The following is a 20,891-nucleotide window of genomic DNA, read 5'->3' on the forward strand; positions in this document are numbered from 1 at the left end:
GCCGCCGGAGGGCGATCAGCGCAGGAAAGCGTCGTACCCGGTCTTCAGGATCAGCGCCCCGACGACGACGATGAACACGTGGCGCACGAAGCCGGCGCCGTGTTTGAGCGCCAGCCGCGAGCCGATCAGGCTGCCGGCGACGTTGGCCACGGCCATCGTCAGGCCGATGTGCCACCAGACGTGGCCCTTGGCGGCGAAGAGGCCGATCGCCGCCAGGTTGGTCGCCACGTTCAGCAGCTTGGCCGAGGCCGAGGCGTTGAGGAAGTCGTAGCCCAGCAGGCGCACGAACAGGAAGATGAAGAAGCTGCCGGTGCCCGGGCCGAAGAAGCCGTCGTAGAAGCCGATGACCAGGCCGATGGCCGAGGCGCCGGCGACCTCGGCGCTGCGTGACGCGATCGGCGCGTGGTGCTGGCCCAGATCCTTGCGCGCCACGGTGTAGAGCAGCACCGCCAGCAGGATCAGCGGCAGCGCCTTGCGCAGGAAGGCCGGGTCGACCAGCGTCACCGCCCAGGCGCCGAGCAGCCCGCCGACGAGCGCCGCACCCGCCGCCGGCCCGAGCACCGCCCAGCGCAGGTCCACACGCCGCGCGTACTGCCAGCAGGCGAACGAGGTGCCCCAGACCGACGCGCTCTTGTTGGTGCCGAACAGCGTGGCCGCCGGCGCCTGCGGGTAGGCGGCGAACAGCGCCGGCACGAGGATCAGCCCGCCGCCGCCGACGATGGAGTCGACGAGGCCGGCGAAGAACGAGGCGAAGGTGACGAGAGCGAGGTCCATCGGGAAGCGGCGGCCCCGCAGGCGGGCGAGGAGTCGGATCGAGGGGGGCGCGGCCGCGCGCGCCGGCCGTCGGGCGACGGCGGGCGCGCATTGTCTCAGGGCGCCGCAGCGGACAATCGGCACGATGGACACCACCGACTTCGCCCTGCGCGGCGACTACATCACGCTGGACGCGCTGCTCAAGGCGACCGGCTGGGCTTCCAGCGGCGGCGACGCCAAGGCCGCCATCGCCGACGGCCGCGCCGTCGTCAACGGCGAGGCCGAAACGCGCCGCGGGCGCAAGCTGCGCGCCGGCGACGTCGTCGAGTTCGACGGCCACCGCGCGGTGATCCAGGCCGCCGCCTGAAGGAGCCGCCGATGGCGCTGGACCTTGCCGCGCTGCTGGCCGAAGCGCTGCCCGCCACGACCAAAGGCCTGGCCGCCCGCGCGGTGGGCCGGCCGCTGGCGGAACTCGGCTCGCTGGACCTGACGCTGACCGGCGGCGAACTGCCGTTCCCGGTCGCCGTGCTGAAAGACTCGGCACTGGCGCATAACAGCGCCTGGATGCGCGACTTCTGCGCCCGCGCCGGCGTCAGCCTGTGCCCGCACGGCAAGACGACGATGGCGCCGCAGCTCTTCGAGCGCCAGCTCGCCGACGGCGCCTGGGGCCTGACCGCCGCCACCGCGGCCCACGTGCGCAGCTACCGCCGCTTCGGCGTGCCGCGCGTGCTGCTGGCCAACCAGCTGGTCGGCGCGGCCAACGTCGACCTCGTGCTGGCCGAACTGGCCGCCGACCCGGCGTTCGACTTCTACACGCTGGTCGACTCCGAAGCCGCGCTGGCCGAGCTGCTGGCCGGGCTGGCGCGCCGGCCGATCGGCCGGCCGCTGCAGGTGCTGCTGGAACTGGGCGCACCGGGCGCGCGCACCGGCGTGCGCGGGCGCGAGGCCGCGCTGGCGCTGGGCCGGGCGATCCGCGCCGCCGCGCCGGCCGTCGTGCTGCGCGGCATCGAAGCCTACGAAGGCGTCGTGCCGGGCGACGGCGAAGCCGCGGTCGAACTGGCGGCGCTGACGCTGATCGAGCAGATCGGCGACATTGCCGCGGCCGGCGTCGCCGAAGGCTGGTTCGCGCCCGGCGAGATCATCGTCTCGGCCGGCGGCTCGCAGTTCTTCGACCTGGCGGCGCAGGTGCTGGCGGCGGTGGCCGCGCGCCCGGGCGGCCCGGCGGTGCGCCCGGTGCTGCGCAGCGGCTGCTACCTGTCGCACGACGCGCTGCACTACGAACGTATGCAGGCCCGGCTGCGCCAGCGCGCCGGCGCGGCGTGGGGCCGCGGCCCGGGGCTGCGCAACGCGCTGGAGGTCTGGACCGTCGTGCAGTCGGTGCCCGAACCCGGCCGCGCGATCTGCGCCGCCGGCAAACGCGACCTGTCGCACGACCTGATGCTGCCGCAGCCGCTGGGCTGGTGGCCGGCCGGCGAAGCGGCGCCGCGCGCGGTCCCGTCAGGCATCAAGACCGTGGCGCTGTCGGACCAGCACGCCTGGGTAGATGCAGCCGACGGCGCGATGCCGTGGCGCGTCGGCGATCTGGTCGGTTTCGGCGTCGGCCATCCGTGCACGACCTTCGACCGCTGGGGGCTGCTCTACACGGTCGACGACGGGTATCGGGTGACGGGTGGGGTGAGGACGTTCTTCTAGTCCTCGTCGGTTTGCGCCGGGGCGGGTGAGGTTGGGTCTGCAACTGGCCCTCCTGGCTGCGTTGACGTCGGTACGGCCGGCTGTGTTCGATACGGCGGCTGCTCGGATCGGCCGCGCACGCCACCGCCGCGGCGTGCCGCGGTCACCGGGTGGCCGGTTCCGTTCATGTCCCCCGGGCGGGCTGCGCCCGCCCTCCTCCTTTACTTCACTCCACCGGCCACCCGGCGCCCGCAGCAGGGCGTTGCAGGGTATGTTCTTCTTTGATCACCGCCCCCTCGAAGGCAAGTGACGGGGTTGTAAGCCGCGGGACGCAGGCTCAGAATAAACGCTGTTAGCCATCGCCAGCAGCATCGTCTCTTTTACACATTTAGCGCCGCGTCCACTCAACAGGAATAATCGGATCCTACGAGGACTCGCCTCCCCCGGCATCGGAAGCCGTTGCAGACACATCGGACGCAACAGGCGAAATCAATACCCCAAAAACTCAAGAAGCGTCAAACAACAACCACCATGGCAGAAGAAATTTCAGTTGCGCAATCCGTCTCGATCCGAGAAGCCGGCTATGACGAGTACTGGCTCCAGGATCAGATATGGTCAAACCCGACCGCACTGGGCCTTGGTGATCTCGACGCTCTTAGCAAGGAGCGACGCCAGAATTCTGGCGGACGCCTGGATATCCTTCTAAAAGACCCACAAGACGATTCGATGTATGAAGTCGAGGTCATGCTAGGCGAGACGGACGAGACGCACATCATCCGCACGATCGAATACTGGGACAACGAAAAACGCCGATGGCCACAACGACAACACTACGCCGTCCTGGTGGCCGAGCAGATCACGAGGCGATTCTTCAACGTCATCCACATACTAAGCCACTCTATTCCGATCATCGCGATACAGGTGGCGCTCATTGAAGTCAGCGGAAAGCGCTCCCTCTACTTCACGAAGGTTCTGGACACGTTCGAGGAAGTCGACGATGGATCGACCGTCACCGAAGTAGAAGTCAACAGGGATTTCTGGAACAAGAAGGCCAAGTGGACTGCAGACACAGCCGACAAGCTTCTATCGGTCGTCAAGACTGAGCTTATCGATCCCCAACCGAGCTACGTCAAGAACTACATAGCCATTACAGTCGGCCGAAACAACTACTTCTGGCTCCACAAGCGAAGCAGCAACAAGTCGCTGCTTGGTTTCAGAATAGCCGCACACCTGGCCGACGATGCACAGCAGGTTCTGGACGACGCAAAGATATCATTCACTCGAAAACCGAAATCCATTCTCGTCACCGTCGACTCCGCAACGGTTGAATCCAATGCAGAAGCCTTCTCGAAGCTGGCTTCGCTCGTTCGTCGAACGTGGGAAAAAGATGCCTAAACCGTCCAGGCAGGGTGGTCGGGATCAGACCTTGCCTTTTGCAGCACAGGCCGCGAACGCGGGCCGCTCTCGCGAGGCCAACCCTCCAGCGGCCGAAGTGGCGTGCAAAAGGCAAGACCGGACCCCAGCCTTCTGAATCACTGGAAGAGGAAGATCGTGGCCGAAACCCCGATTCCTACCAGCACTGGCCACGTCTATGTCCTCACGTCGCCGAGATGCGTTCACGTCAAGATCGGCGCTCCGACTATGCACCGGGCAAGCGCATACGGGAGATCAACTCCTCGGAGCCGTATCGGAGCCTGGGCCCGTGGACACTGCACGACTTCCGGCAGGTCCATGACTGGCGAGCTGTCGAGCGCTCGCTTCACTACACGTTCCGGGATCATCGGGCGAGGGACATCGACGGGCAACGGGAGCTGTTTTCGATCTCGGCGAGCGCGGCATCGATGCAGCTCGACCAGATCAACGCCTCGATGCTCACGAGGAAACCCAGGATCGACAGGATGTTTCAGGTCGACGGGTTCCCCGAGTACCTGACGAGCCTCTTCAAAACCTCCGGCCTGTTCAACTGGCTGGACCATCAAGGTCACTGGACCCTCAGCCTCTATCCGGGCACGAGCGGCGGCCGTTACTACACGATCAACATCGGCCCCCACGAGGTCGCTTTCGCATCCATTCGCTCTGCCAGCGGCCGGCCCCGGCAGATGCTGCTGATGGATCGTCTCGTGCTCGATTTCCCGGAGACCATCTCCTGGGTCGAGTCGCACGGCGGAGACATCGCGCACGACCAGTACGCCAGCAGCCTGCATCGGGCCACGTCGGTTCTGTTCGACGGCGACTTCGGGACGGCGCTGGAGTTCCTGAGCCTGAGCGGGGTTCGGCGCGCCGTCGTCGCCTACTGGTCGGAGGCTCTGCTCGAGTTGCAGGACAGAGGTGTTGGCAGCATTTACGCGCGCCACCACAACTGGAATGCCGTCGCCGAACTGAGGAGGAATCTGACGCTCATCGGCTCGACGGAGCACGAGGGCTGACTGGAAGCGGCCGCTCCCTGCCCCGGTCGCCGGGTGGCCGGTGGAGTGAAGTAAAGGAGGAGGGCGGGCGCAGCCCGCCCGGGGGACATGAACGGAACCGGCCACCCGGCGGCCGGGGCTCGCCGCGGCGGTGGCGTGCGTGGCGCCTCCCGGCCGCAGAAGAAGCGAACACCGGGCATCTGGCCGACAGGCCACACCCCAGCGCGACAGCCGCGCGTCAGGCGGCGAGCTTGCTGCTCACCAGCCGGTTCAGGCTGACCCCTTGTTCGGCCGCCTCGATGACCAGTTGCCGATGCTGCTGCGGCGGGATGCGGACCTTGAACTCGCCGCTGTAGCGCCGGTCGGCGATCGGCTCGGGCACCGGTTCGGCGTTGGCCAGCATGTCCTTCACGCTGTCGGCCACCACGGAGCGGATACCGGCCAGCGCCTCCTCGGGCGATGCGGCCAGCCACGACAGCGACGGGAACTCGGCGCATAGGCCGACGTGTTCGCCGTCCTCGGCGGACCAGGTGACGCGCCAGGTGTAGTGGTCAACGTTCATCGCCAAGGCCCTCCCCAATCGCCGCAAGCCCGGACTCCGCGGCAGTTCGCCAAGGAATGGTCCCACTGCCGAACGAACCAGGGCAAGCGCCCGTTCGTGGCTGACAGCCTGCAGACACAGCCTAGAACCCTACGTCCGGGGCGTAGAGTCTCCGCATGTTCACCGTCGTCGAGACGTCGCCGCTCCAGAAGCAGTGGCCCGTGTACTGGATGGAGGCTGAACGCAGTGAGTTCGCGTCCCCAAAGCCGGCGCCCAGGTGCCGCTGACGCACTACGCCATGGCCAGGACCGACAAGCTCTCCGCCGCCGTACTCAAGGAGATCCGCCGTGCCCTCAAAGACTAAGCCGCTGCCCCCGAAGGAACTCGCCGCCTACGAAGCCGGCCGCGACCTGGGCGCGGAGTTGCTGCAGTCGATCCGCGAAATGAAGGCCGGCAAGCTGAGCGTGGTGCACAGCCCCGCCGCCGAAGCGCGCATCAAGCCTTCAACCCCCGCAACTCCCCCGCTCTCGCCCCCAGCGCCCCCCGATCCGGCTTGCCCGCCGCGGTGACCGGCAGCGCATCGACCCAGACCACCGCCCGCGGCCGCTTATGGCGTGCCAGGTGCGCGGCCAGGTGGGCGACGATCGTCGCGTCGGGCGGCGGCGTGCCGTCGGCCACCAGCGCCGCGGCGACGGTCTGGCCCCAGGTTTCGTCGGGCACGCCGAAGACCGCCGCGGCGGCGATGCCGGGCAGCGCTTCCAGCACACGCTCCACTTCGGCCGGGTAGACGTTCTCGCCGCCGGTGACGATCAGGTCGTGGCGGCGGCCGAAGAGTTCGACATGGCCGTCGGCATGGATGCGGCCGTGGTCGCCGGTGTCGAACCAGGCCTCGGGGTCCAGCGCCGGCTCGCCCAGGTAGCCGTGCATGCGCATCGCGCCGCGCACTTGCAGGCGCTCGCCGTCGGCACGCAGCTCGGCGCCGGGCAGCACGGTGCCGCAGCCCCAGGGTTCGGCGTCGAAACGCGCCTCGTACGGCGTGGCGACGATCTGCGAGCAGGTCTCGGTGCAGCCGTAGGTCACGACGACCGGCAGCCGCGCCGCACGCGCCCGTGCGAAGAGCCGCGGCGACGCCGCCGAGCCGCCCAGCAGCAGCGTGCGGAAATACGGCGGCGCCACCCAGCCCGGGTGCGCGTCCAGCGTCAGCGCCAGCATCGTCGGCACCAGCGAGGCCAGCGTGATGCGTTCGTGTTCGATCAAGCCCGGCAGCCGCGCGGCGTCGAAACGCGGCGCCAGCACCAGCGTCGCGCGGGCGGCCAGGCAGCGCGTCAGGATCGACAGCCCGCCGACCCGCGCCAGCGGCATCGCCAGCAGCCAGCGGTCACCGGCCTGCCAGCCGACGTTGGCGGCGTGCGCGGCAGCCGACGCGCGGAACGCGGCGCGTGTCAGCACCGCGCCGCGCGAACGGCCGGTGGTGCCGGAGGTGAAGATCACCGCCGCGGCGTCGGCGGGCAAGGCGCCGGCCGCTTCGCAGGCGGCGATCTCGGCCACGTGTTCGGCGGCCGTGGCGCGCGGGTGCAGCAGCAGTGCCGGCACACCGGCTTCCAGCAGCGCCAGCAGCTCGACGACGGTCGCGACCGCGTTGTGGCCGACGACCGGCACCGCGTCGCGCCGGCCGCTCAGCGCGGCAATGCGCGGCTCGGCCGCGGCGGCCAGATCAGAGAAGGTCCAGACGCGACCGTCCTCGGCGACGACGGCCGGCGCGCCACCGGCCTCGCGCGCGGCAGCACGGATCGACAGCGCGCCGGCGTCGGCCGCCGCACCGGCGAGCGGCGCATCGCCGCCCCCGGCGCTCGCGGCGCGGCCGGCGGCGGTCTCCGGCGCGCGGCCGCCGCTCACGGCAGGCGCGGGAACTTGCGGAAGTCCGGCTTGCGCTTTTCCAGGAAGGCGTTCTTGCCTTCCTTGCCTTCTTCGGAGAGGTAGTACAGCAGCGTGGCGTTACCAGCCAGTTCCTGCAGCCCGGCCTGGCCGTCGCAGTCGGCGTTCAGCGCCGCCTTCAGGCAGCGCAGCGCGATCGGGCTGTTGGCCAGCATCTCGCGGCACCACTGCACGGTCTCTTCTTCCAGCCGCTCGTAAGGCACGACGCAGTTGACCAGGCCCATGTCCAGCGCCTCCTGCGCGCCGTACTGGCGGCACAGGAACCAGATCTCGCGCGCCTTCTTCTGGCCGACGATGCGCGCCATGTAGCTGGCGCCGTAGCCGCCGTCGAAGCTGCCGACACGCGGGCCGGTCTGGCCGAAACGCGCGTTGTCGGCGGCGATCGTCAGGTCGCAGATCATGTGCAGGACGTGGCCGCCGCCGATGGCGTAGCCGGCGACCATCGCGACGACGGGCTTGGGCAGCGTGCGGATCTGGCGCTGCAGGTCCAGCACGTTCAGGCGCGGCACGCCGTCGCCGCCGACATAACCGCCGTGGCCGCGCACACGCTGGTCGCCGCCCGAGCAGAAGGCGTCCTTGCCGGCGCCGGTGAGGATGATGACGCCGACGTTCTCGTCGTCGCGTGCGTCGGCGAAGGCACGTTCCATCTCCTGCACCGTCTCCGGGCGGAAGGCGTTGCGCACCTCGGGGCGGTTGATCGTGATCTTGGCGATGCCCTCTTCGCTCTTCTCGTAGACGATGTCGCCATAGCCGGCGACGGCGGTCCAGGCGGGGACGGGCGGCAGTTCGGTCGTGCTCATGCGCTCTCGGAGTCGGACGAAAGGCGAGACTCTAGCTTGAGCAAGGTCATGCGCGCCCCGGGTTGGCGCAAACCGGAGGCAGGACGATCAGACCTCGGCCTCGGCTTCGGGCCAGAGGTTCGGGAAGTAGAAACGCAGCGCGTGCTGCGGGACGGCGAAACGCAGCTTGCCGTACGGCGTGTCCGACCGCAGGAAACCGCGGCTGATCAGCGCCGACACCAGCCCGGTCGCCAGCCGGTCGCCCAGGCCGGTCATCGCCTTGAAGTCGGCACGCGCCAGTTCGGTCTGGGTGGCGAACAGGTAATGCAGAGGCCGCAGCGCCTCGCGCCGCACGCCGGACTGGCGCGCCGACTGCTCGAAGCTCAGCGCGGCCTCGATGCGGCCCTGGATGTCGGCGACGTCCAGCATCTGGCGCATGAAACGCGCCTGGTCCAGGCAGGTCTCCAGCGCGTAACCGATCCAGGTGACGAAACCGGCTTCGGTGAGGTTGCCGCGTCCGTCCAGGTCGCCGCGGCGGTGTTCGTCGGCGGCTTGCAGCAGCTGTTTGTAGCGGGCCTGGCTGCGCGCGAAGCCGCGCAGCGGCGACCACAAGCCGTGCGTCAGCCCGGCGGCGTGCAGCACCAGATGGGTGTGCAGACGGCAGACGCGGCCGTTGCCGTCGGCGAAAGGGTGGACCCAGGCCAGACGGTGGTGCGAGGCCATGGCCGCGACGATGCTGGCTTCGCCGCGGCGCACGCCGCCATAGACCTGCGCCCAGCGGCTCACGAAAGCGTCCAGCGCGGTATGCAGCGGCGCTTCGTGCTGCCCCACGGCGATCTGGCGTTCGCGGAAGCGGCCGGGGGCCATCAGCGAGCCGTCGGCCAGCCGCAGGTCTTGTTCACCCAGCCCGGAGAACAGGCGCTCGTGCAGCCACTGCACGCACTCGGACGAATACAGCCAGCGAGGAACGGCGTCACGGTTTTGGTCCAGCATGCCGTCGAGCCGGTTTTCGCACTGCTGCTCGGTCTGGATATGGGCCACGGCCAGGCGCTGGCGGCGCGCGAGGTCGGCGTCGCCGGCGTAGCCCTGTTGCAGCGCACGCTCGATGTCCGACGGGCGGGTGTGCTCACCTTCGATGCGGTTCGTGTAGTACGAGTTCATGCTGCGCAGCAGCGCTCGCAGCTCGCTGCGCGCCGCCGGCGCGGCCGATGCGCCGAGCACGGCCGCCTCGCGCACGAGGTCGCTCGCCTGCTCGAGCAAAGGCTCGAGCTTCGACGCCGACGGCAGCAGTGGCTCGAACTGATGCGGTGCGTCGTGGACGGCGATTTTTTGCGACTTCATCTGCGAGATTTTTTGTGATCCATCTCAGCTATGAATATCGCATGATGTTGCGGATTTTTTTGCGAGATTTTGCGTGAACCTCTGAACGGCGCGGAGGGGTGAGCAGCTTCAGTCGCGCATCGTCGACACCAGCACGTCGGCGCTGCCTTCGGCCAGCACGTGCCGCGTCGTGCTGCCCAGCAGCAGGTCGACGCTGGCCGAACGGCCGTGTTTGCCGAGCACGACGAGGTCGCAGCCCAGCTCGGCTTCCTGCTCGACGATGCGCAGCGAGGCGTCGCCTTCCAGCACCCGCGGCATCCACTGCGCGGCGCGCAGCCCGCAGTCCTCGGCCAGCGCGTGCACGCGGCGTGTCGCCTCCAGCCGCGCCGCCTCGCGGTAACGCTCGACGGTGGCGTCGTCGACGCCGGCATAACGCAGCTTCTCGCCGAACGGCACCTCGTAGGCCGCCATCAGCACCAGTTGCGCATGCGGCGCGACGCGGTGCGCCAGCGCCACGGCGGCCCTGGACCACGGCGAGAAGTCGACCGCGACCAGCACACGCCGGTAGGGCTCGTGCGGCGGCTGGCGCACGACGAGCAGCGGCCTTGCGCTGCGCCGCATCAGCCGCTCGGCGGTGCTGCCCAGCACCAGCCGGCGCAGGAAGCCGCTGCCGCGTGCGCCCAGCACCAGCAGCCCGGCGTCGCGCTCTTCGGCTTCGCGCAGGATCTCGTCGAGCACCGGGCCGCTGCAACAGGCCACGGCCGGCTCGACGTGGCGGCGCGCCTTCAGCTCGGCGGCCTGGGCGGCCAGCGCGGTGTGCGCCTCGGCCAGCATCGCCTGCTCGGGCGCGGTGTCGCTGCCCAGCCAGGCGCGCAAGGCCTCCAGCGCGTCGCCGGGCAGCACGTGCACCAGGGCCAGCGGCGCGCCGGTCTCGTGCGCCAGGCGTGCGGCACGTTCGGCGGCCTGGCGGGCCTGCGGCGAGAAGTCGGTGGCGGCGATCACGGGGGCGGTCGGGGGCATGCGCGCGTCCTCGGCAACGCCCCGCTCCACGCGGCGGGGCCGGCTTCATTCTGGGAAAGCAGGTGCCGGCCCGACTTCTGATGGGGGCTTGCCTCTGCGCCGCATCAAGGCGGCGCGGCTTTCATGCGGACTCGCGGAACTTCTCGCAAGTCCTTGAATCCGCGCCGTTTTCTGGCGTCGACCGCGGATCGCGGGCACTTCGCCCCTAGACTTGGGCCCCAATGTCCCTGCTGATCCTGCTCGTACTGCCTTTTGTCGGCAGCGCGGTCGCCGCGCTGTTGCCGACGAACGCGCGCAACCTCGACTCGCTGTGGGCGGCGCTGGTCGCGCTGGCGGTCGCGGTGCCGCTGGCGCTGCTGTATCCCGAGGTCGCCGCCGGCGGCGTCGTCGTCGAGCGCCTGAGCTGGCTGCCCAGCCTCGGGCTGGACATCGTCGTGCGCCTCGACGGCTTCGCCTGGATGTTCGCGATGCTGGTCGCGGCGATGGGGCTGCTGGTCATCGTCTACGCGCGCTACTACCTCTCGCCCGAGGACCCGGCGGCGCGCTTCTATTCGCTGCTGCTGGGTTTCATGGGCGCGATGCTGGGCGTCGTCGTCTCCGGCAACCTGCTGCAGATGGTGGTGTTCTGGGAGCTGACCAGCGTCTTCTCCTTCCTGCTGATCGGCTACTGGACGCACCGCCGCGACGCCCGCCGCGGCGCACGCATGGCCTTCACCGTCACCGCCACTGGCGGCCTGGCGCTGCTGGCCGGCGTGCTGCTGCTGGGCCACGTGGTCGGCAGCTACGAGCTCGACGCGGTGCTCGCCGCCGGCGACACGGTGCGCGGCCACGCGCTGTACCCGTGGATCCTGGGCCTGGTGCTGGCCGGCGCGCTGACCAAGAGCGCGCAGTTCCCGTTCCACTTCTGGCTGCCGCACGCGATGGCGGCGCCGACGCCGGTGTCGGCCTATCTGCACTCGGCGACGATGGTCAAGGCCGGCGTGTTCCTGCTGGCGCGGCTGTGGCCGGTGCTGTCGGGCACCGAGCCCTGGTTCTGGATCGTCGGCGGCGCCGGCCTGGCCACGCTGCTGCTGGGCGCCTGGGCGGCGATGTTCCAGAACGACCTGAAGGGGCTGCTGGCCTATTCGACGATCAGCCACCTCGGGCTGGTGACGCTGCTGCTCGGGCTGGACAGCCCGGTGGCCGCGGTCGCGGCGGTGTTCCACATGATGAACCACGCGACCTTCAAGGCCTCGCTGTTCATGTCGGTGGGCATCATCGACCACGAGACCGGCACGCGCGACATGCGCCGCCTCGACGGCCTGTACCGCTTCATGCCGATCACCGGCACGCTGGCCATCGTGGCCTGCGCGGCGATGGCCGGGGTGCCGCTGCTCAACGGCTTCCTGTCCAAGGAGATGTTCTTCGCCGAGACGGTGCACGTCGGCGACAACGCGGCGGTGCGCTACGGCCTGCCGCTGGCGGCGACGCTGGCCGGCGTGTTCGCGGTCGTCTACTCGCTGCGTTTCGGCCACGACGTGTTCTTCGGCCCGGCGCCGCGCGGCCTGCCGCGCGAGCCGCACGAGCCGGTGCGCTGGATGCGCGTGCCGGTGGAGCTGCTGGTCTTCGCCTGCATCGCGGTGGGCACGCTGCCGGCGCTGGTCATCGGGCCGCTGCTGGAGACGGCCGCGCGGCCGGTCGTCGGCGGCACGCTGCCCGACTACAGCCTGGCGATCTGGCACGGCCTGAACACGCCGCTGATCATGAGCGCGGTGGCGATGGCCGGCGGCATCGTCATCTACATCTCCTATGCCGAGGCCTTCAAGCGCCGGCCGCGGCGCGGCGCACCGCTGGTCGGGCGCTACGACGGCCGCGTCGTCTTCGAGCGCACGCTGGCCTGGGTGACCTCGCTGGCACGCCGGGCGCTGCGCCTGACCGGCACGCGGCGGCTGCAGCCGCAGCTGCTGGCGATGGTCGCCGCCGCCGGGCTGACCGGGCTGGCCTCGGCGCTGGTCGTGCCGCTGGAGTGGGGCGACCGCGCGCGCATCCCGGCCACCCCCGGCTTCGTGCTGCTGTGGGCCGTCGGCGCGGCCTGCGCCGTCGGCGCGGCCTTCCAGGCCAAGTACCACCGGCTGGCGGCGCTGACGATGCTGGGCGTCGTCGGGCTGGCGCTGTGCATCACCTTCGCCTGGTTCTCGGCGCCCGACCTGGCGCTGACGCAGCTGGCGGTGGAGGTGGTCACCGTCGTGCTGTTCCTGCTCGGCCTGCGCTGGCTGCCCAAGCGGCTCGAGGAGGACGGGCCGGGCATCGGCGCGCGCGCGCGCTGGCGCCGCCGGCGCGACTTCGTCATCGCGCTGGCCATCGGCGCCGGGCTGGCGGCGCTGTCCTTCGCGCTGCTGACGCGCCACGCGCCGCTCAGCATCTCGCCGTACTTCCTCGAGAACGCGCTGCCGCTGGGCGGCGGCACCAACGTCGTCAACGTGATGCTGGTCGACTTCCGCGCCTTCGACACGCTGGGCGAGATCACGGTGCTGGGCATCGTCGGCATCACGGTCTACGCGCTGCTGCGGCGCTTCCGCCCGCCGCGCGAGGTGATCCACCGGCCGACGCAGCAGCAGCTCGTCGCGCCCGACGGCCCCAGCGACCTGGCCGACGACCACGACGGCGGCGGCACCGCGCAGCGCTACCTGGAAGTGCCGGCGGTGCTGGTGCGGCTGCTGCTGCCGGTGGCGGCGCTGTTCGCCGCGCACCTGTTCCTGCGTGGCCACGACGAGCCGGGCGGCGGCTTCGTCGCCGGGCTGGTGGTGTCGATCGCCTTCATCGCCCAGTACATGGTCTCGGGCACACGCTGGGTCGAGGAGCGCATGGCGCTGAAGCCGCCGCGCTGGATCGCCGTCGGCCTGCTCGTCGCGCTGTGCACCGGGCTCGGCTCGCTGTGGTTCGGCTACCCGTTCCTGACGACGCACACCGCGCACCCGACGCTGCCGTGGATCGGCCCGGTGCACCTGCCGAGCGCGGCGCTGTTCGACCTCGGCGTCTTCGCCGTCGTCGTCGGCTCGACGCTGCTGCTGCTGACGGCCATCGCCCACCAGTCACTGCGTGCGCAGCGCCGCCCCGGCGCGGCGCGGGAGGAGGCCTGATGGAAGTCGTCGTCTCGATCGCCATCGGCGTGCTCGGCGGGGCCGGCGTCTGGCTGCTGCTCAGGCCACGGACCTTCCAGGTGCTGATCGGCCTGTCGCTGCTGTCCTACGCCGTCAACCTGTTCATCTTCAGCGTCGGCAGCCTGGCCGTGGACCGCGAGCCCATCGTCGTGCCCGGCGTCACGCCCGACCTGCTGAACTACACCGACCCGCTGCCGCAGTCGCTGGTGCTCACCGCCATCGTCATCGGCTTCGCGACGACGGCGCTGTTCCTCGTCGTGCTGCTGGCGCTGCGCGGCCTGTCCGGCGGTGACCACGTCGACGGCCAGGAGGAGCGCTGATGAACGCCGCCGACCTGATCGTCGCCCCGGTGCTGCTGCCGCTGGCCACCGCGGCCGGCATGCTGCTGCTGGGCGAACAGCGCCGCGGCATCAAGTCCGTCGTCAACACGCTGTCCACCGCCGCCGGGCTGGCCATCGCGATCGTGCTGCTGATGCACGTGCACGCCCAGGACGCGCCCTCGGCCTACGCCGTCTACCTGCCGGGCAACTGGCCGGTGCCCTACGGCATCGTGCTCGTGGCCGACCGGCTGTCGGCGCTGATGATGGTGCTGGCCGGCAGCGTGGCGCTGGCCGCGCTGCTGTTCTCGCTGGCCCGCTGGCACCGCGCCGGGGTGTACTTCCACGTGCTCTTCCAGCTGCAGCTGATGGGGCTGTACGGCGCCTTCCTGACCGCCGACCTGTTCAACCTCTTCGTCTTCTTCGAGGTGCTGCTGGCCGCCAGCTACGCGCTGCTGCTGCACGGTGGCGGGCCCGAGCGCGTGCGCGCCGGGCTGCACTACATCGCGATCAACCTGTTCGCGTCGCTGCTGTTCCTGATCGGCGTGGCCGTGCTCTACGGCGTGACCGGCACGCTGAACATGGCCGACATCGCGCGCAAGCTGGCGCTGGTGCCCGACTCCGACCGCGGCCTGCTGCTGGCCGGCGCGTCGATCCTCGGCGTGGCCTTCCTCGCCAAGGCCGCGCTGTGGCCGCTGAACTTCTGGCTGCCGCCGGCCTACGCCGCGGCCGGCGCGCCGTCGGCGGCGGTGTTCGCGATCCTGACCAAGGTCGGCGTCTACGCCGTGCTGCGGCTGTGGACGCTGTGTTTCCCCGAGAGCGCCGGCCCGTCGGCGTTCTACGGCGCCGAGCTGCTGGCCTGGGGCGGCATCGCGACGCTGGCCTACGGCTCGGTGGGCATGCTGGCCTCGCAGCAGCCGGGGCGGCTGGCCGGCTACAGCGTCATCGCCTCCTCGGGAACGCTGATCGCGGCGATCGGGCTGCACGAGACGGCGCTCGCCGCCGGCGCGCTGTACTACCTCGCCAGCTCGACGCTGGCTGGCGCGGCGATGTTCCTGCTGGTCGAGCTGCTCGAGCGCTCGCGCCAGGTCGAGACCGCGCCGCCGCAGGCCGACCCCGGCGACGAGGCGCTGCCCGACTTCGTCGACACCGCGCCGCCGGCCATCGTCAACCTCGACGACGACGAGCAGGTGCTGATCGGCCGCGCGATCCCGGCGGCGCTGGCCTTCGTCGGCGTGGCCTTCGGCGTCTGCGGGCTGGCGCTGTCGGGGCTGCCGCCGCTGTCGGGTTTCGTCGGCAAGCTGGCGATGCTGTCGGCGCTGCTGCCGCGCCAGGAGCCGGCGGCCTGGGTGCTGTTCGGCACGCTGATCGCCTCCGGGCTGATGGCCGCCACGGCGCTGGTGCGCATCGGCATCCGCCACTTCTGGACCCCGGGCGACCGCCAGCCGCCGACGCTGCGCCTGGCCGAGGGCCTGCCGGTCGCGGCACTGCTGGGCGCGCTGGTGACGCTGGTCGTGCTCGGCGAGCCGATGCTCGAGTACACGCGCGCCGCGACCGACGCGCTGCAGACGCCGTCGCTGTACATCGACGCCGTGCTGCGCGCCCAGCCGCTGCCGCAGCCGACGCTGGAGGCCGCACGATGAAGCGCCTGCTGCCCGCCCCGCTGCTGTCGGCGGGGCTGTTCGCGATGTGGCTGCTGCTGCGTCCCTCGCTGTCGACCGGCTCGCTGCTGCTGGGCGCGCTGCTGGCGCTGGTGCTGCCGGTGCTGATGGCGCCGCTGCGCCCGGCGGGCGGCCCGGTGCGCCGGCCGCTCGTCGTGATGCGCCTGGTGGCCATCGTCGGCGTGGACGTCGTGCTGTCGGCGCTGGACGTCGCGCGCGGCGTGCTGTCCTCGCGGCGGCGGCCGCCGCGCGGCACCTTCGTCGTCGTGCCGCTGGACCTGCGCGACGTGCACGGCCTGGCGGCGCTGGCGATGATCACCACCGTCGTGCCCGGCACCGTGTGGTGCGAACTGGCCCCGGACCGCAGCGCGCTGCGGCTGCACGTCTTCGACCTCGTCGGCGAAGCCGAGTTCGTGGCGCACTTCAAGCAGCGCTACGAACAACCGTTGAAGGAGATCTTCGGATGACGCCCCTGCTCGTCTGGGCGGTCGCCGCGACGCTGGCGCTGTACGCGCTGGCGATGGCGCTGGGGCTGGCCCGCCTGATGCGCGGCCCGAGCGCGCAGGACCGCGTGCTCGCGCTCGACTTCCTCTACGTCGTCGGCATGCTGATGATGCTGGTGCTGGCGATCCGCTACGACAGCCGCATGTACTTCGAGGGTGCGCTGCTGATGGTGCTGTTCGGCTTCGTCGGCTCGGTGGCGATGGCCAAGTTCCTGCTGCGCGGGGAGGCCATCGAATGACGATCGTCTGGACCGAGCTCGTCGTCGCGCTGCTGCTGCTGGCCAGCGGCGGCATCGTGCTGACCTCGGCGCTGGGGCTGTGGCGGCTGCCCGACTTCTTCGCCCGCATGCATGCGCCGGCGCTGGCCTCGACGCTGGCCGCCTGGCTGGTGGCCGCGGCGTCGATCGTGCACTTCACGGCGCGCGAGGGCGAGCTGTCGCTGCACGTCTGGCTGACCGTCGTGCTGCTGTCGATCACCGCGCCGGCGACGACCGTGGTGCTGGCGCGCGCGGCGCTGTTCCGCCGCCGCCACGCCGGCGACGACCTGCCGCCGCCGCTGGCCGGCGTACCGCCACGCCAAGCGCGCGACCTCGACGCGGCAGACGACTAGGCGGCGGCACATGGCGGGGCTCTGCGCGGCCCCAAAGGGCAGAACCGCTCGTCGGACTGACTGGAGCCTCCCTCGTGGAGGGAGGCTGGAGGGTGCCGTCGAACACGCTGGAGCACCCTCCCGGAGGGGGCTCGGGGGAGCTGTGCGTAGAGCCGCAGGCTAGGAGTCTGCGCGGCGAAAGCCGCACAGACTCCTAGCGGATGTCGTCGGGCAGCTCGATCTTGACTTCCAGGACCTCGAAGTTGTCCTGGCGTTCGACGCTGACCTTCACGTCCTCGGGCGCGATCTTCACGTACTTGGCGATCACGGCCATCAGCTCCTGCTGCATCTGCGGCAGGTAGTCGGCGCGCGTGCCGCGGCCCGAGCGCTCGTGGGCGAGGATGATCTGCAGCCGCTCCTTGGCGACGGACGCCGTCTGCTTCTTCTCTCCGAGGAAAAACGAGAGGAAGGACATCGCGTTTACCTCCCGCCGAACAGGCGCTTGAAGAAGCCGGGCTTCTGGTAGTCGACGAAGCGCATCGGGCGTTCCTCGCCGAGGAAACGCGCGACCACGTCCTGGTAGGCCTGGGCGACGTCGGTGTCCTTCAGGTGGATCGCCGGCAGGCCCTGGTTGCTGGCGTCGAGCACCGACTGGCTCTCCGGCACCACGCCGAGCAGCGGGATGCGCAGGATCTCCTGCACGTCCTTCAGCGACAGCATCTGGCCGCCTTCGACACGCTCGGGGTCGTAGCGCGTGATCAGCAGATGCTCCTTGACCGGCTCCTGGCCTTCGATCGCGCGCCGCGTCTTGGACGACAGCATGCCCAGGATGCGGTCGCTGTCGCGCACCGACGAGACCTCGGGATTGGTGACGACCAGCGCCTCGTCGGCGAAGTGCATCGCCATCAGCGCGCCGGTCTCGATGCCGGCCGGGGAGTCGCAGACGACGTAGTCGAAGCCCATCTCGGCGAGCTCGGCGAGCACGCGCTCGACGCCGTCCTGCACCAGCGCGTCCTTGTCGCGCGTCTGGCTGGCGGCGAGCACGAACAGGTTCTCGCAGTTCTTGTCCTTGATGAGCGCCTGCTGCAGCTTGGCCTCGCCGTGGATCACGTTGATCAGGTCGTAGACCACGCGGCGTTCGCAGCCCATGATCAGGTCGAGATTGCGCAGGCCGACGTCGAAGTCGATCACCGCGGTCTTGTGGCCGCGCAGCGCGAGGCCCGAGGCGAAGCTGGCGCTGGTCGTGGTCTTGCCCACGCCGCCCTTGCCGGACGTGACGACAATGATTCTGGTCATCGCTGGGGGTTCCTCTGGGGTGGCGGGCGCTTCGGCGCGCCCTCTCAATTCACGGCCAGCGGCTCGACGACGAGCCGCTCGCCTTCCAATCTCACCTGCGCCGGCTTGCCGACGATGTCGTCGGCCAGCGGCGTCTCGGTCGTGCGGTACATGCCGGCCACCGAGACGAGCTGCGGCTCCATGCAGGTGCTGAAGATGCGGGCGTTGACGTCGCCGCGCGCGCCGGCGATGGCGCGGCCGCGCAGCGGCGCGTAGACGTGGATGCTGCCGTCGGCGATGACCTCGGCGCCGAAGCTGACGACCGACAGCACGACGAGGTCGCCGCCGCGCGCGTAGACACGCTGGCCCGAACGCAGCGGCTTGTCGACGATCAGCGTCGGCACCGCGGCGGCCGGCACCGGCACCTCGACCTCGCGGATCACCTCGACCTCGCGCACGACGTCACGCACGACCTCGACCTCGCGCAGCCCGGGCTCGGGGCGCGGCTCGGGGCGGGTCTCGGGTTCGGTCGCCGGCGGCAGGCCGGCCTCGCGGGCGGCGGCCATCTGGGCCTCGCTGCCGCCCTGCACGGCCACCGCGTGCATGCGGTGGCGCGCCAGGTGGGCCAGCAGCGCGCCGAAGTCGGGCACGGCCTCGCCGTCACGCAGCGGGCTCAGGTCGATCACCAGCGGTTCGTCGTCGAACAGCCCCGGGCTGTCGGCGAAACGCTCGTCCAGCGAGGCGCCCAGCGCGGCGGCGTCGGCGACGTGCAGGCGCAGGGCGGTGAGCCACCAGGCGGTGCTCTTCAGGTCGAACAGGGGGGAAGCCGGCGAAACGGACATGGACACGGGAACGGACGACGACGCGGCGGGCGCGCTGCCGGACGACGCGCAAGGTGGAAACCGCGCCAAAGTCTACTATGGGGCTCGACATCGCCCCGGCGCGGGCGGGGAACGGTTGCAGCGCCGCCGACAACGGCGACGCCCCGGCACCCTCGCGGGCCCGGGGCGTCGGCAAGCGAGGGTCAGGCCCCGGCGCGATCGGCAGCGCCGAGCTGGAACACCGCCACCGCCTGGGCCAGCGTCGCCGCCTGCTGGCGCATGCTGGCCGCCGCCGCGGCGCTCTGCTCGACCAGCGCGGCGTTCTGCTGCGTCATCTTGTCGAGCTCGGCCACAGCCTGGTTGACCTGGCCGATGCCGCCCGACTGCTCGCTGCTGGCGGCGCTGATCTCGCCGATGATGGCGCTGACGCGCTGCACGCCGTCGACGATCTGCTGCATCGCCGCGCCGGCCTCCTGCACGAGGCGGGTGCCGCCGTCGAGCTTCTCGCCGGACGTGGTGATCAGCGCCTTGATCTCGCGCGCGGCCTGCGCCGAACGCTGCGCCAGGCTGCGCACCTCGCTGGCGACGACCGCGAAGCCGCGCCCCTGCTCGCCGGCGCGTGCCGCCTCGACCGCGGCGTTGAGCGCCAGGATGTTGGTCTGGAACGCGATGCCGTCGATGACGCCGATGATGTCGCTCATGCGCCGCGACGCGGCGTTGATCTCGTCCATGCTGGCCACGACCTGGGCGACGACGCCGCCGCCCGAGCGTGCCGCCTCGGCCGCCTCGTGCGCCAGCCGGTCGGCCTGCTGCGCCGCCGTGGCGCTCTGGTGCACGCTGCCGGTGAGCTGCTCGACCGACGAGGCCGTGGCCTGCAGGTTCGAGGCCGTGGTCTCGGTGCGCTGGCTGAGGTCCTGGTTGCCGGTGGCGATCTCGTCGGATGCGGTGGAGATCGAGTCGGTGGCGACGCGGATCGTGCCCACCGTGTCGCGCAGCCGCAGCGCCATCGCGGCCAGGTCGGCGTTGAGCGAGCTGGTGTCGCCGGCAGCGACCACCGGCCGCACACGCAGGTCGCCGTCGGCGATGCTGCGCGCCAGGCGCTTGAGCTCGGTCGGCTCCTCGCCGAGGTCGCGCCAGACCGAACGCACGACCACCGCCGAGACGCCGCCGAGCACGCCCAGCACGACGAGCCCGGTGACGAGGTTGAGCCACACCGCGTTCTGCGTGCCGCGTGCGGCCTCGTCCTGGCGCGCCGTCGTCGCCGCGCGGGCGGCGTCGGTGCGCGCCTTCAGCGCCTTGTCCAGCGCCGCCTGCGCAGCCTGCATGCGCGTGACCTGGTCGCCCATCTCGCCCTGGCCGAGCATGGCCCGCGTAGCACCCAGCGCCGCCGCCTGGTAGGCGTCGAACGCGGCCTTCAGCTCGCCGGCCGCAGCCGCCTGGCCGGCCAGCGCGCCGAGCGCGTCGAAGTCGGCGTGCACCCGGGCGACGATCGCCTTCACCTCGTCGAGCTTGTCGGCGTCGCCTTCGGCGGCGGCCGACTGCAGCGTCATGCGGAACTGCTCGACGCCACGGTCGACGGCCAGCACACGCTCCAGCGCCGGGCCGTCGACGTCGCGCAGCTGCAGCAGCGACGCCGAGGTCGACGTGCCGACCCACCAGCTCAGCAGCAGGCCGACGGCGAACACCGCCGCAGCGCTCATCGGCAGCGCCCAGATCTTGGTCCTGAACTTCATCGCAGCCCTCCGGCGACGGGTCAGTCGAGCGTCAGCACGGCCTTGACGCTGCCGTCGACGGCCGACTTCTCGACGTAGCCCACGGCCTTCGGATCGGCGGCGACCGCCTTGCGCACCGCCACCGAGTCGGGCAGTTGCCTGGGCGCCTGGCCCTTGCCGGAGAACACGATGCGCGACCAGGTCGACTTCACCTGGGCGACGTCGCGGCCGGTGGCCTTCTTGTAGAACTCGGCGTACTGCGGCGACGCGTCGGGCAGGTCCAGCGGCGTCTGGGCGTTGCTCTTGCCGAGGAACAGGTCGGCGATCTGCTCCTTGCTCAGCGGGCCGACGGCGGGGTTGGCGATGACGACGAGTTCGGCTCGCGCGGCGCAGGCGGCCAGCAGCAGGCCGGCGACGAGCGGGAGATGACGGTTCTTCATTTTTCGTTG

At 70.9% G+C, this 20,891-nt stretch carries 21 protein-coding genes; 10 read left to right on the plus strand and 11 right to left on the minus strand.

The genetic code is table 11. From position 1 onward, the window contains the following. Nucleotides 1–15: 15 nt before the first annotated feature. A complete protein-coding gene (locus LOC65_RS00350) occupies nucleotides 16–774 on the minus strand; it encodes a TSUP family transporter (RefSeq protein WP_230246103.1) in 759 nt (252 codons plus the stop codon). Between the two features lie 124 nt (nucleotides 775–898). On the opposite strand from LOC65_RS00350, the gene LOC65_RS00355 reads away from it, so the two are divergent. The 4 genes from LOC65_RS00355 (at nucleotide 899) to LOC65_RS00370 (ending at nucleotide 4,850) form a co-directional block, all read left to right on the plus strand. After that, nucleotides 899–1,120, plus strand: a complete 222-nt coding sequence (locus LOC65_RS00355; protein WP_230246105.1) for an RNA-binding S4 domain-containing protein — start codon at nucleotides 899–901, stop codon at nucleotides 1,118–1,120. Nucleotides 1,121–1,131: 11 nt separating this feature from the next. Beyond that, complete coding sequence (locus LOC65_RS00360; protein ID WP_230246107.1) at nucleotides 1,132–2,445, plus strand: alanine racemase; 1,314 nt, start codon at nucleotides 1,132–1,134, stop codon at nucleotides 2,443–2,445. A 510-nt stretch (nucleotides 2,446–2,955) separates the two neighbouring features. Next, nucleotides 2,956–3,819, plus strand: coding sequence for a hypothetical protein (locus tag LOC65_RS00365; RefSeq protein WP_230246108.1), 864 nt, complete (start codon nucleotides 2,956–2,958; stop codon nucleotides 3,817–3,819). 215 nt (nucleotides 3,820–4,034) lie between these two features. After that, nucleotides 4,035–4,850: a GIY-YIG nuclease family protein gene (locus LOC65_RS00370; RefSeq protein ID WP_230246109.1), complete on the plus strand. Its 816-nt coding sequence runs from the start codon at nucleotides 4,035–4,037 to the stop codon at nucleotides 4,848–4,850. A 217-nt stretch (nucleotides 4,851–5,067) separates the two neighbouring features. Here the strand turns inward: LOC65_RS00370 and LOC65_RS00375 are convergent, their stop codons facing one another. The 5 genes from LOC65_RS00375 to LOC65_RS00395 all read right to left on the minus strand — a co-directional run bounded on the left by LOC65_RS00375 (nucleotide 5,068) and on the right by LOC65_RS00395 (nucleotide 10,424). Continuing rightward, nucleotides 5,068–5,391, minus strand: coding sequence for a type II toxin-antitoxin system HicB family antitoxin (locus tag LOC65_RS00375; protein WP_230246111.1), 324 nt, complete (start codon nucleotides 5,389–5,391; stop codon nucleotides 5,068–5,070). 474 nt (nucleotides 5,392–5,865) lie between these two features. After that, nucleotides 5,866–7,266, minus strand: coding sequence for a class I adenylate-forming enzyme family protein (locus LOC65_RS00380; protein ID WP_230246112.1), 1,401 nt, complete (start codon nucleotides 7,264–7,266; stop codon nucleotides 5,866–5,868). Continuing rightward, nucleotides 7,263–8,105 carry a 1,4-dihydroxy-2-naphthoyl-CoA synthase gene (gene menB, locus LOC65_RS00385; RefSeq protein WP_230246115.1) on the minus strand — a complete coding sequence of 281 codons (843 nt, stop codon included), beginning with the start codon at nucleotides 8,103–8,105 and terminating at the stop codon, nucleotides 7,263–7,265. Before menB ends, LOC65_RS00380 begins: the two co-directional genes overlap by 4 nt. 87 nt (nucleotides 8,106–8,192) lie before the next feature. Continuing rightward, on the minus strand, nucleotides 8,193–9,425 hold the full coding sequence (locus tag LOC65_RS00390) for a Fic family protein (protein WP_230246116.1): 1,233 nt from the start codon (nucleotides 9,423–9,425) through the stop codon (nucleotides 8,193–8,195). A gap of 108 nt (nucleotides 9,426–9,533) precedes the next feature. Then, entirely contained in the window at nucleotides 9,534–10,424 is an 891-nt protein-coding gene (locus LOC65_RS00395; RefSeq protein ID WP_230246118.1) for a universal stress protein, read from the minus strand. 221 nt (nucleotides 10,425–10,645) lie between these two features. On the opposite strand from LOC65_RS00395, the gene LOC65_RS00400 reads away from it, so the two are divergent. From LOC65_RS00400 to LOC65_RS00425, 6 genes are read left to right on the plus strand one after another with little or no spacing between them, the layout of a single operon-like run. Next, nucleotides 10,646–13,543, plus strand: coding sequence for a monovalent cation/H+ antiporter subunit A (locus LOC65_RS00400; protein ID WP_230246119.1), 2,898 nt, complete (start codon nucleotides 10,646–10,648; stop codon nucleotides 13,541–13,543). Further along, nucleotides 13,543–13,884, plus strand: a complete 342-nt coding sequence (locus LOC65_RS00405) for a Na+/H+ antiporter subunit C (RefSeq protein ID WP_009858008.1) — start codon at nucleotides 13,543–13,545, stop codon at nucleotides 13,882–13,884. Before LOC65_RS00400 ends, LOC65_RS00405 begins: the two co-directional genes overlap by 1 nt. Beyond that, the gene (locus LOC65_RS00410) at nucleotides 13,884–15,524 is read left to right on the plus strand and encodes a monovalent cation/H+ antiporter subunit D (RefSeq protein ID WP_009858009.1); all 1,641 of its coding nucleotides are present in this window, start codon (nucleotides 13,884–13,886) and stop codon (nucleotides 15,522–15,524) included. Before LOC65_RS00405 ends, LOC65_RS00410 begins: the two co-directional genes overlap by 1 nt. Further along, nucleotides 15,521–16,009, plus strand: a complete 489-nt coding sequence (locus tag LOC65_RS00415; protein ID WP_230246121.1) for a Na+/H+ antiporter subunit E — start codon at nucleotides 15,521–15,523, stop codon at nucleotides 16,007–16,009. The genes LOC65_RS00410 and LOC65_RS00415 overlap by 4 nt, the downstream gene beginning before the upstream one ends. Continuing rightward, nucleotides 16,006–16,284 carry a K+/H+ antiporter subunit F gene (locus LOC65_RS00420; protein ID WP_009858011.1) on the plus strand — a complete coding sequence of 93 codons (279 nt, stop codon included), beginning with the start codon at nucleotides 16,006–16,008 and terminating at the stop codon, nucleotides 16,282–16,284. Before LOC65_RS00415 ends, LOC65_RS00420 begins: the two co-directional genes overlap by 4 nt. Beyond that, nucleotides 16,281–16,655, plus strand: a complete 375-nt coding sequence (locus tag LOC65_RS00425) for a monovalent cation/H(+) antiporter subunit G (protein WP_230246123.1) — start codon at nucleotides 16,281–16,283, stop codon at nucleotides 16,653–16,655. The genes LOC65_RS00420 and LOC65_RS00425 overlap by 4 nt, the downstream gene beginning before the upstream one ends. A gap of 193 nt (nucleotides 16,656–16,848) precedes the next feature. Here the strand turns inward: LOC65_RS00425 and minE are convergent, their stop codons facing one another. The 5 genes from minE to LOC65_RS00450 form a co-directional block, all read right to left on the minus strand. Next, a complete protein-coding gene (minE, locus tag LOC65_RS00430; RefSeq protein ID WP_009858013.1) occupies nucleotides 16,849–17,109 on the minus strand; it encodes a cell division topological specificity factor MinE in 261 nt (86 codons plus the stop codon). A 5-nt stretch (nucleotides 17,110–17,114) separates the two neighbouring features. Further along, complete coding sequence (gene minD, locus LOC65_RS00435; RefSeq protein ID WP_009858014.1) at nucleotides 17,115–17,930, minus strand: septum site-determining protein MinD; 816 nt, start codon at nucleotides 17,928–17,930, stop codon at nucleotides 17,115–17,117. 44 nt (nucleotides 17,931–17,974) lie between these two features. Further along, nucleotides 17,975–18,751, minus strand: a complete 777-nt coding sequence (gene minC / locus LOC65_RS00440; protein ID WP_230246124.1) for a septum site-determining protein MinC — start codon at nucleotides 18,749–18,751, stop codon at nucleotides 17,975–17,977. A 182-nt stretch (nucleotides 18,752–18,933) separates the two neighbouring features. Further along, nucleotides 18,934–20,463: a methyl-accepting chemotaxis protein gene (locus LOC65_RS00445; protein WP_164964049.1), complete on the minus strand. Its 1,530-nt coding sequence runs from the start codon at nucleotides 20,461–20,463 to the stop codon at nucleotides 18,934–18,936. Between the two features lie 20 nt (nucleotides 20,464–20,483). Next, nucleotides 20,484–20,882, minus strand: a complete 399-nt coding sequence (locus tag LOC65_RS00450; protein ID WP_009858017.1) for a hypothetical protein — start codon at nucleotides 20,880–20,882, stop codon at nucleotides 20,484–20,486. Nucleotides 20,883–20,891 lie beyond the last annotated feature (9 nt).

This window comes from Rubrivivax sp. JA1055 (assembly GCF_020966565.1).
Taxonomy (GTDB): Bacteria; Pseudomonadota; Gammaproteobacteria; order Burkholderiales; family Burkholderiaceae_C; genus Rubrivivax; species Rubrivivax benzoatilyticus.

Coding starts and splice junctions, on each gene's coding strand:
- LOC65_RS00350 (WP_230246103.1), bottom strand. CDS start 774: ATGGACCTCGCTCTCGTCACCTTCGCCTCGTTCTTCGCCGGCCTCGTC.
- LOC65_RS00355 (WP_230246105.1), top strand. CDS start 899: ATGGACACCACCGACTTCGCCCTGCGCGGCGACTACATCACGCTGGAC.
- LOC65_RS00360 (WP_230246107.1), top strand. CDS start 1,132: ATGGCGCTGGACCTTGCCGCGCTGCTGGCCGAAGCGCTGCCCGCCACG.
- LOC65_RS00365 (WP_230246108.1), top strand. CDS start 2,956: ATGGCAGAAGAAATTTCAGTTGCGCAATCCGTCTCGATCCGAGAAGCC.
- LOC65_RS00370 (WP_230246109.1), top strand. CDS start 4,035: ATGCGTTCACGTCAAGATCGGCGCTCCGACTATGCACCGGGCAAGCGC.
- LOC65_RS00375 (WP_230246111.1), bottom strand. CDS start 5,391: ATGAACGTTGACCACTACACCTGGCGCGTCACCTGGTCCGCCGAGGAC.
- menB (WP_230246115.1), bottom strand. CDS start 8,105: ATGAGCACGACCGAACTGCCGCCCGTCCCCGCCTGGACCGCCGTCGCC.
- LOC65_RS00390 (WP_230246116.1), bottom strand. CDS start 9,425: ATGAAGTCGCAAAAAATCGCCGTCCACGACGCACCGCATCAGTTCGAG.
- LOC65_RS00395 (WP_230246118.1), bottom strand. CDS start 10,424: ATGCCCCCGACCGCCCCCGTGATCGCCGCCACCGACTTCTCGCCGCAG.
- LOC65_RS00400 (WP_230246119.1), top strand. CDS start 10,646: ATGTCCCTGCTGATCCTGCTCGTACTGCCTTTTGTCGGCAGCGCGGTC.
- LOC65_RS00405 (WP_009858008.1), top strand. CDS start 13,543: ATGGAAGTCGTCGTCTCGATCGCCATCGGCGTGCTCGGCGGGGCCGGC.
- LOC65_RS00410 (WP_009858009.1), top strand. CDS start 13,884: ATGAACGCCGCCGACCTGATCGTCGCCCCGGTGCTGCTGCCGCTGGCC.
- LOC65_RS00415 (WP_230246121.1), top strand. CDS start 15,521: ATGAAGCGCCTGCTGCCCGCCCCGCTGCTGTCGGCGGGGCTGTTCGCG.
- LOC65_RS00420 (WP_009858011.1), top strand. CDS start 16,006: ATGACGCCCCTGCTCGTCTGGGCGGTCGCCGCGACGCTGGCGCTGTAC.
- LOC65_RS00425 (WP_230246123.1), top strand. CDS start 16,281: ATGACGATCGTCTGGACCGAGCTCGTCGTCGCGCTGCTGCTGCTGGCC.
- minE (WP_009858013.1), bottom strand. CDS start 17,109: ATGTCCTTCCTCTCGTTTTTCCTCGGAGAGAAGAAGCAGACGGCGTCC.
- minD (WP_009858014.1), bottom strand. CDS start 17,930: ATGACCAGAATCATTGTCGTCACGTCCGGCAAGGGCGGCGTGGGCAAG.
- minC (WP_230246124.1), bottom strand. CDS start 18,751: ATGTCCGTTTCGCCGGCTTCCCCCCTGTTCGACCTGAAGAGCACCGCC.
- LOC65_RS00445 (WP_164964049.1), bottom strand. CDS start 20,463: ATGAAGTTCAGGACCAAGATCTGGGCGCTGCCGATGAGCGCTGCGGCG.
- LOC65_RS00450 (WP_009858017.1), bottom strand. CDS start 20,882: ATGAAGAACCGTCATCTCCCGCTCGTCGCCGGCCTGCTGCTGGCCGCC.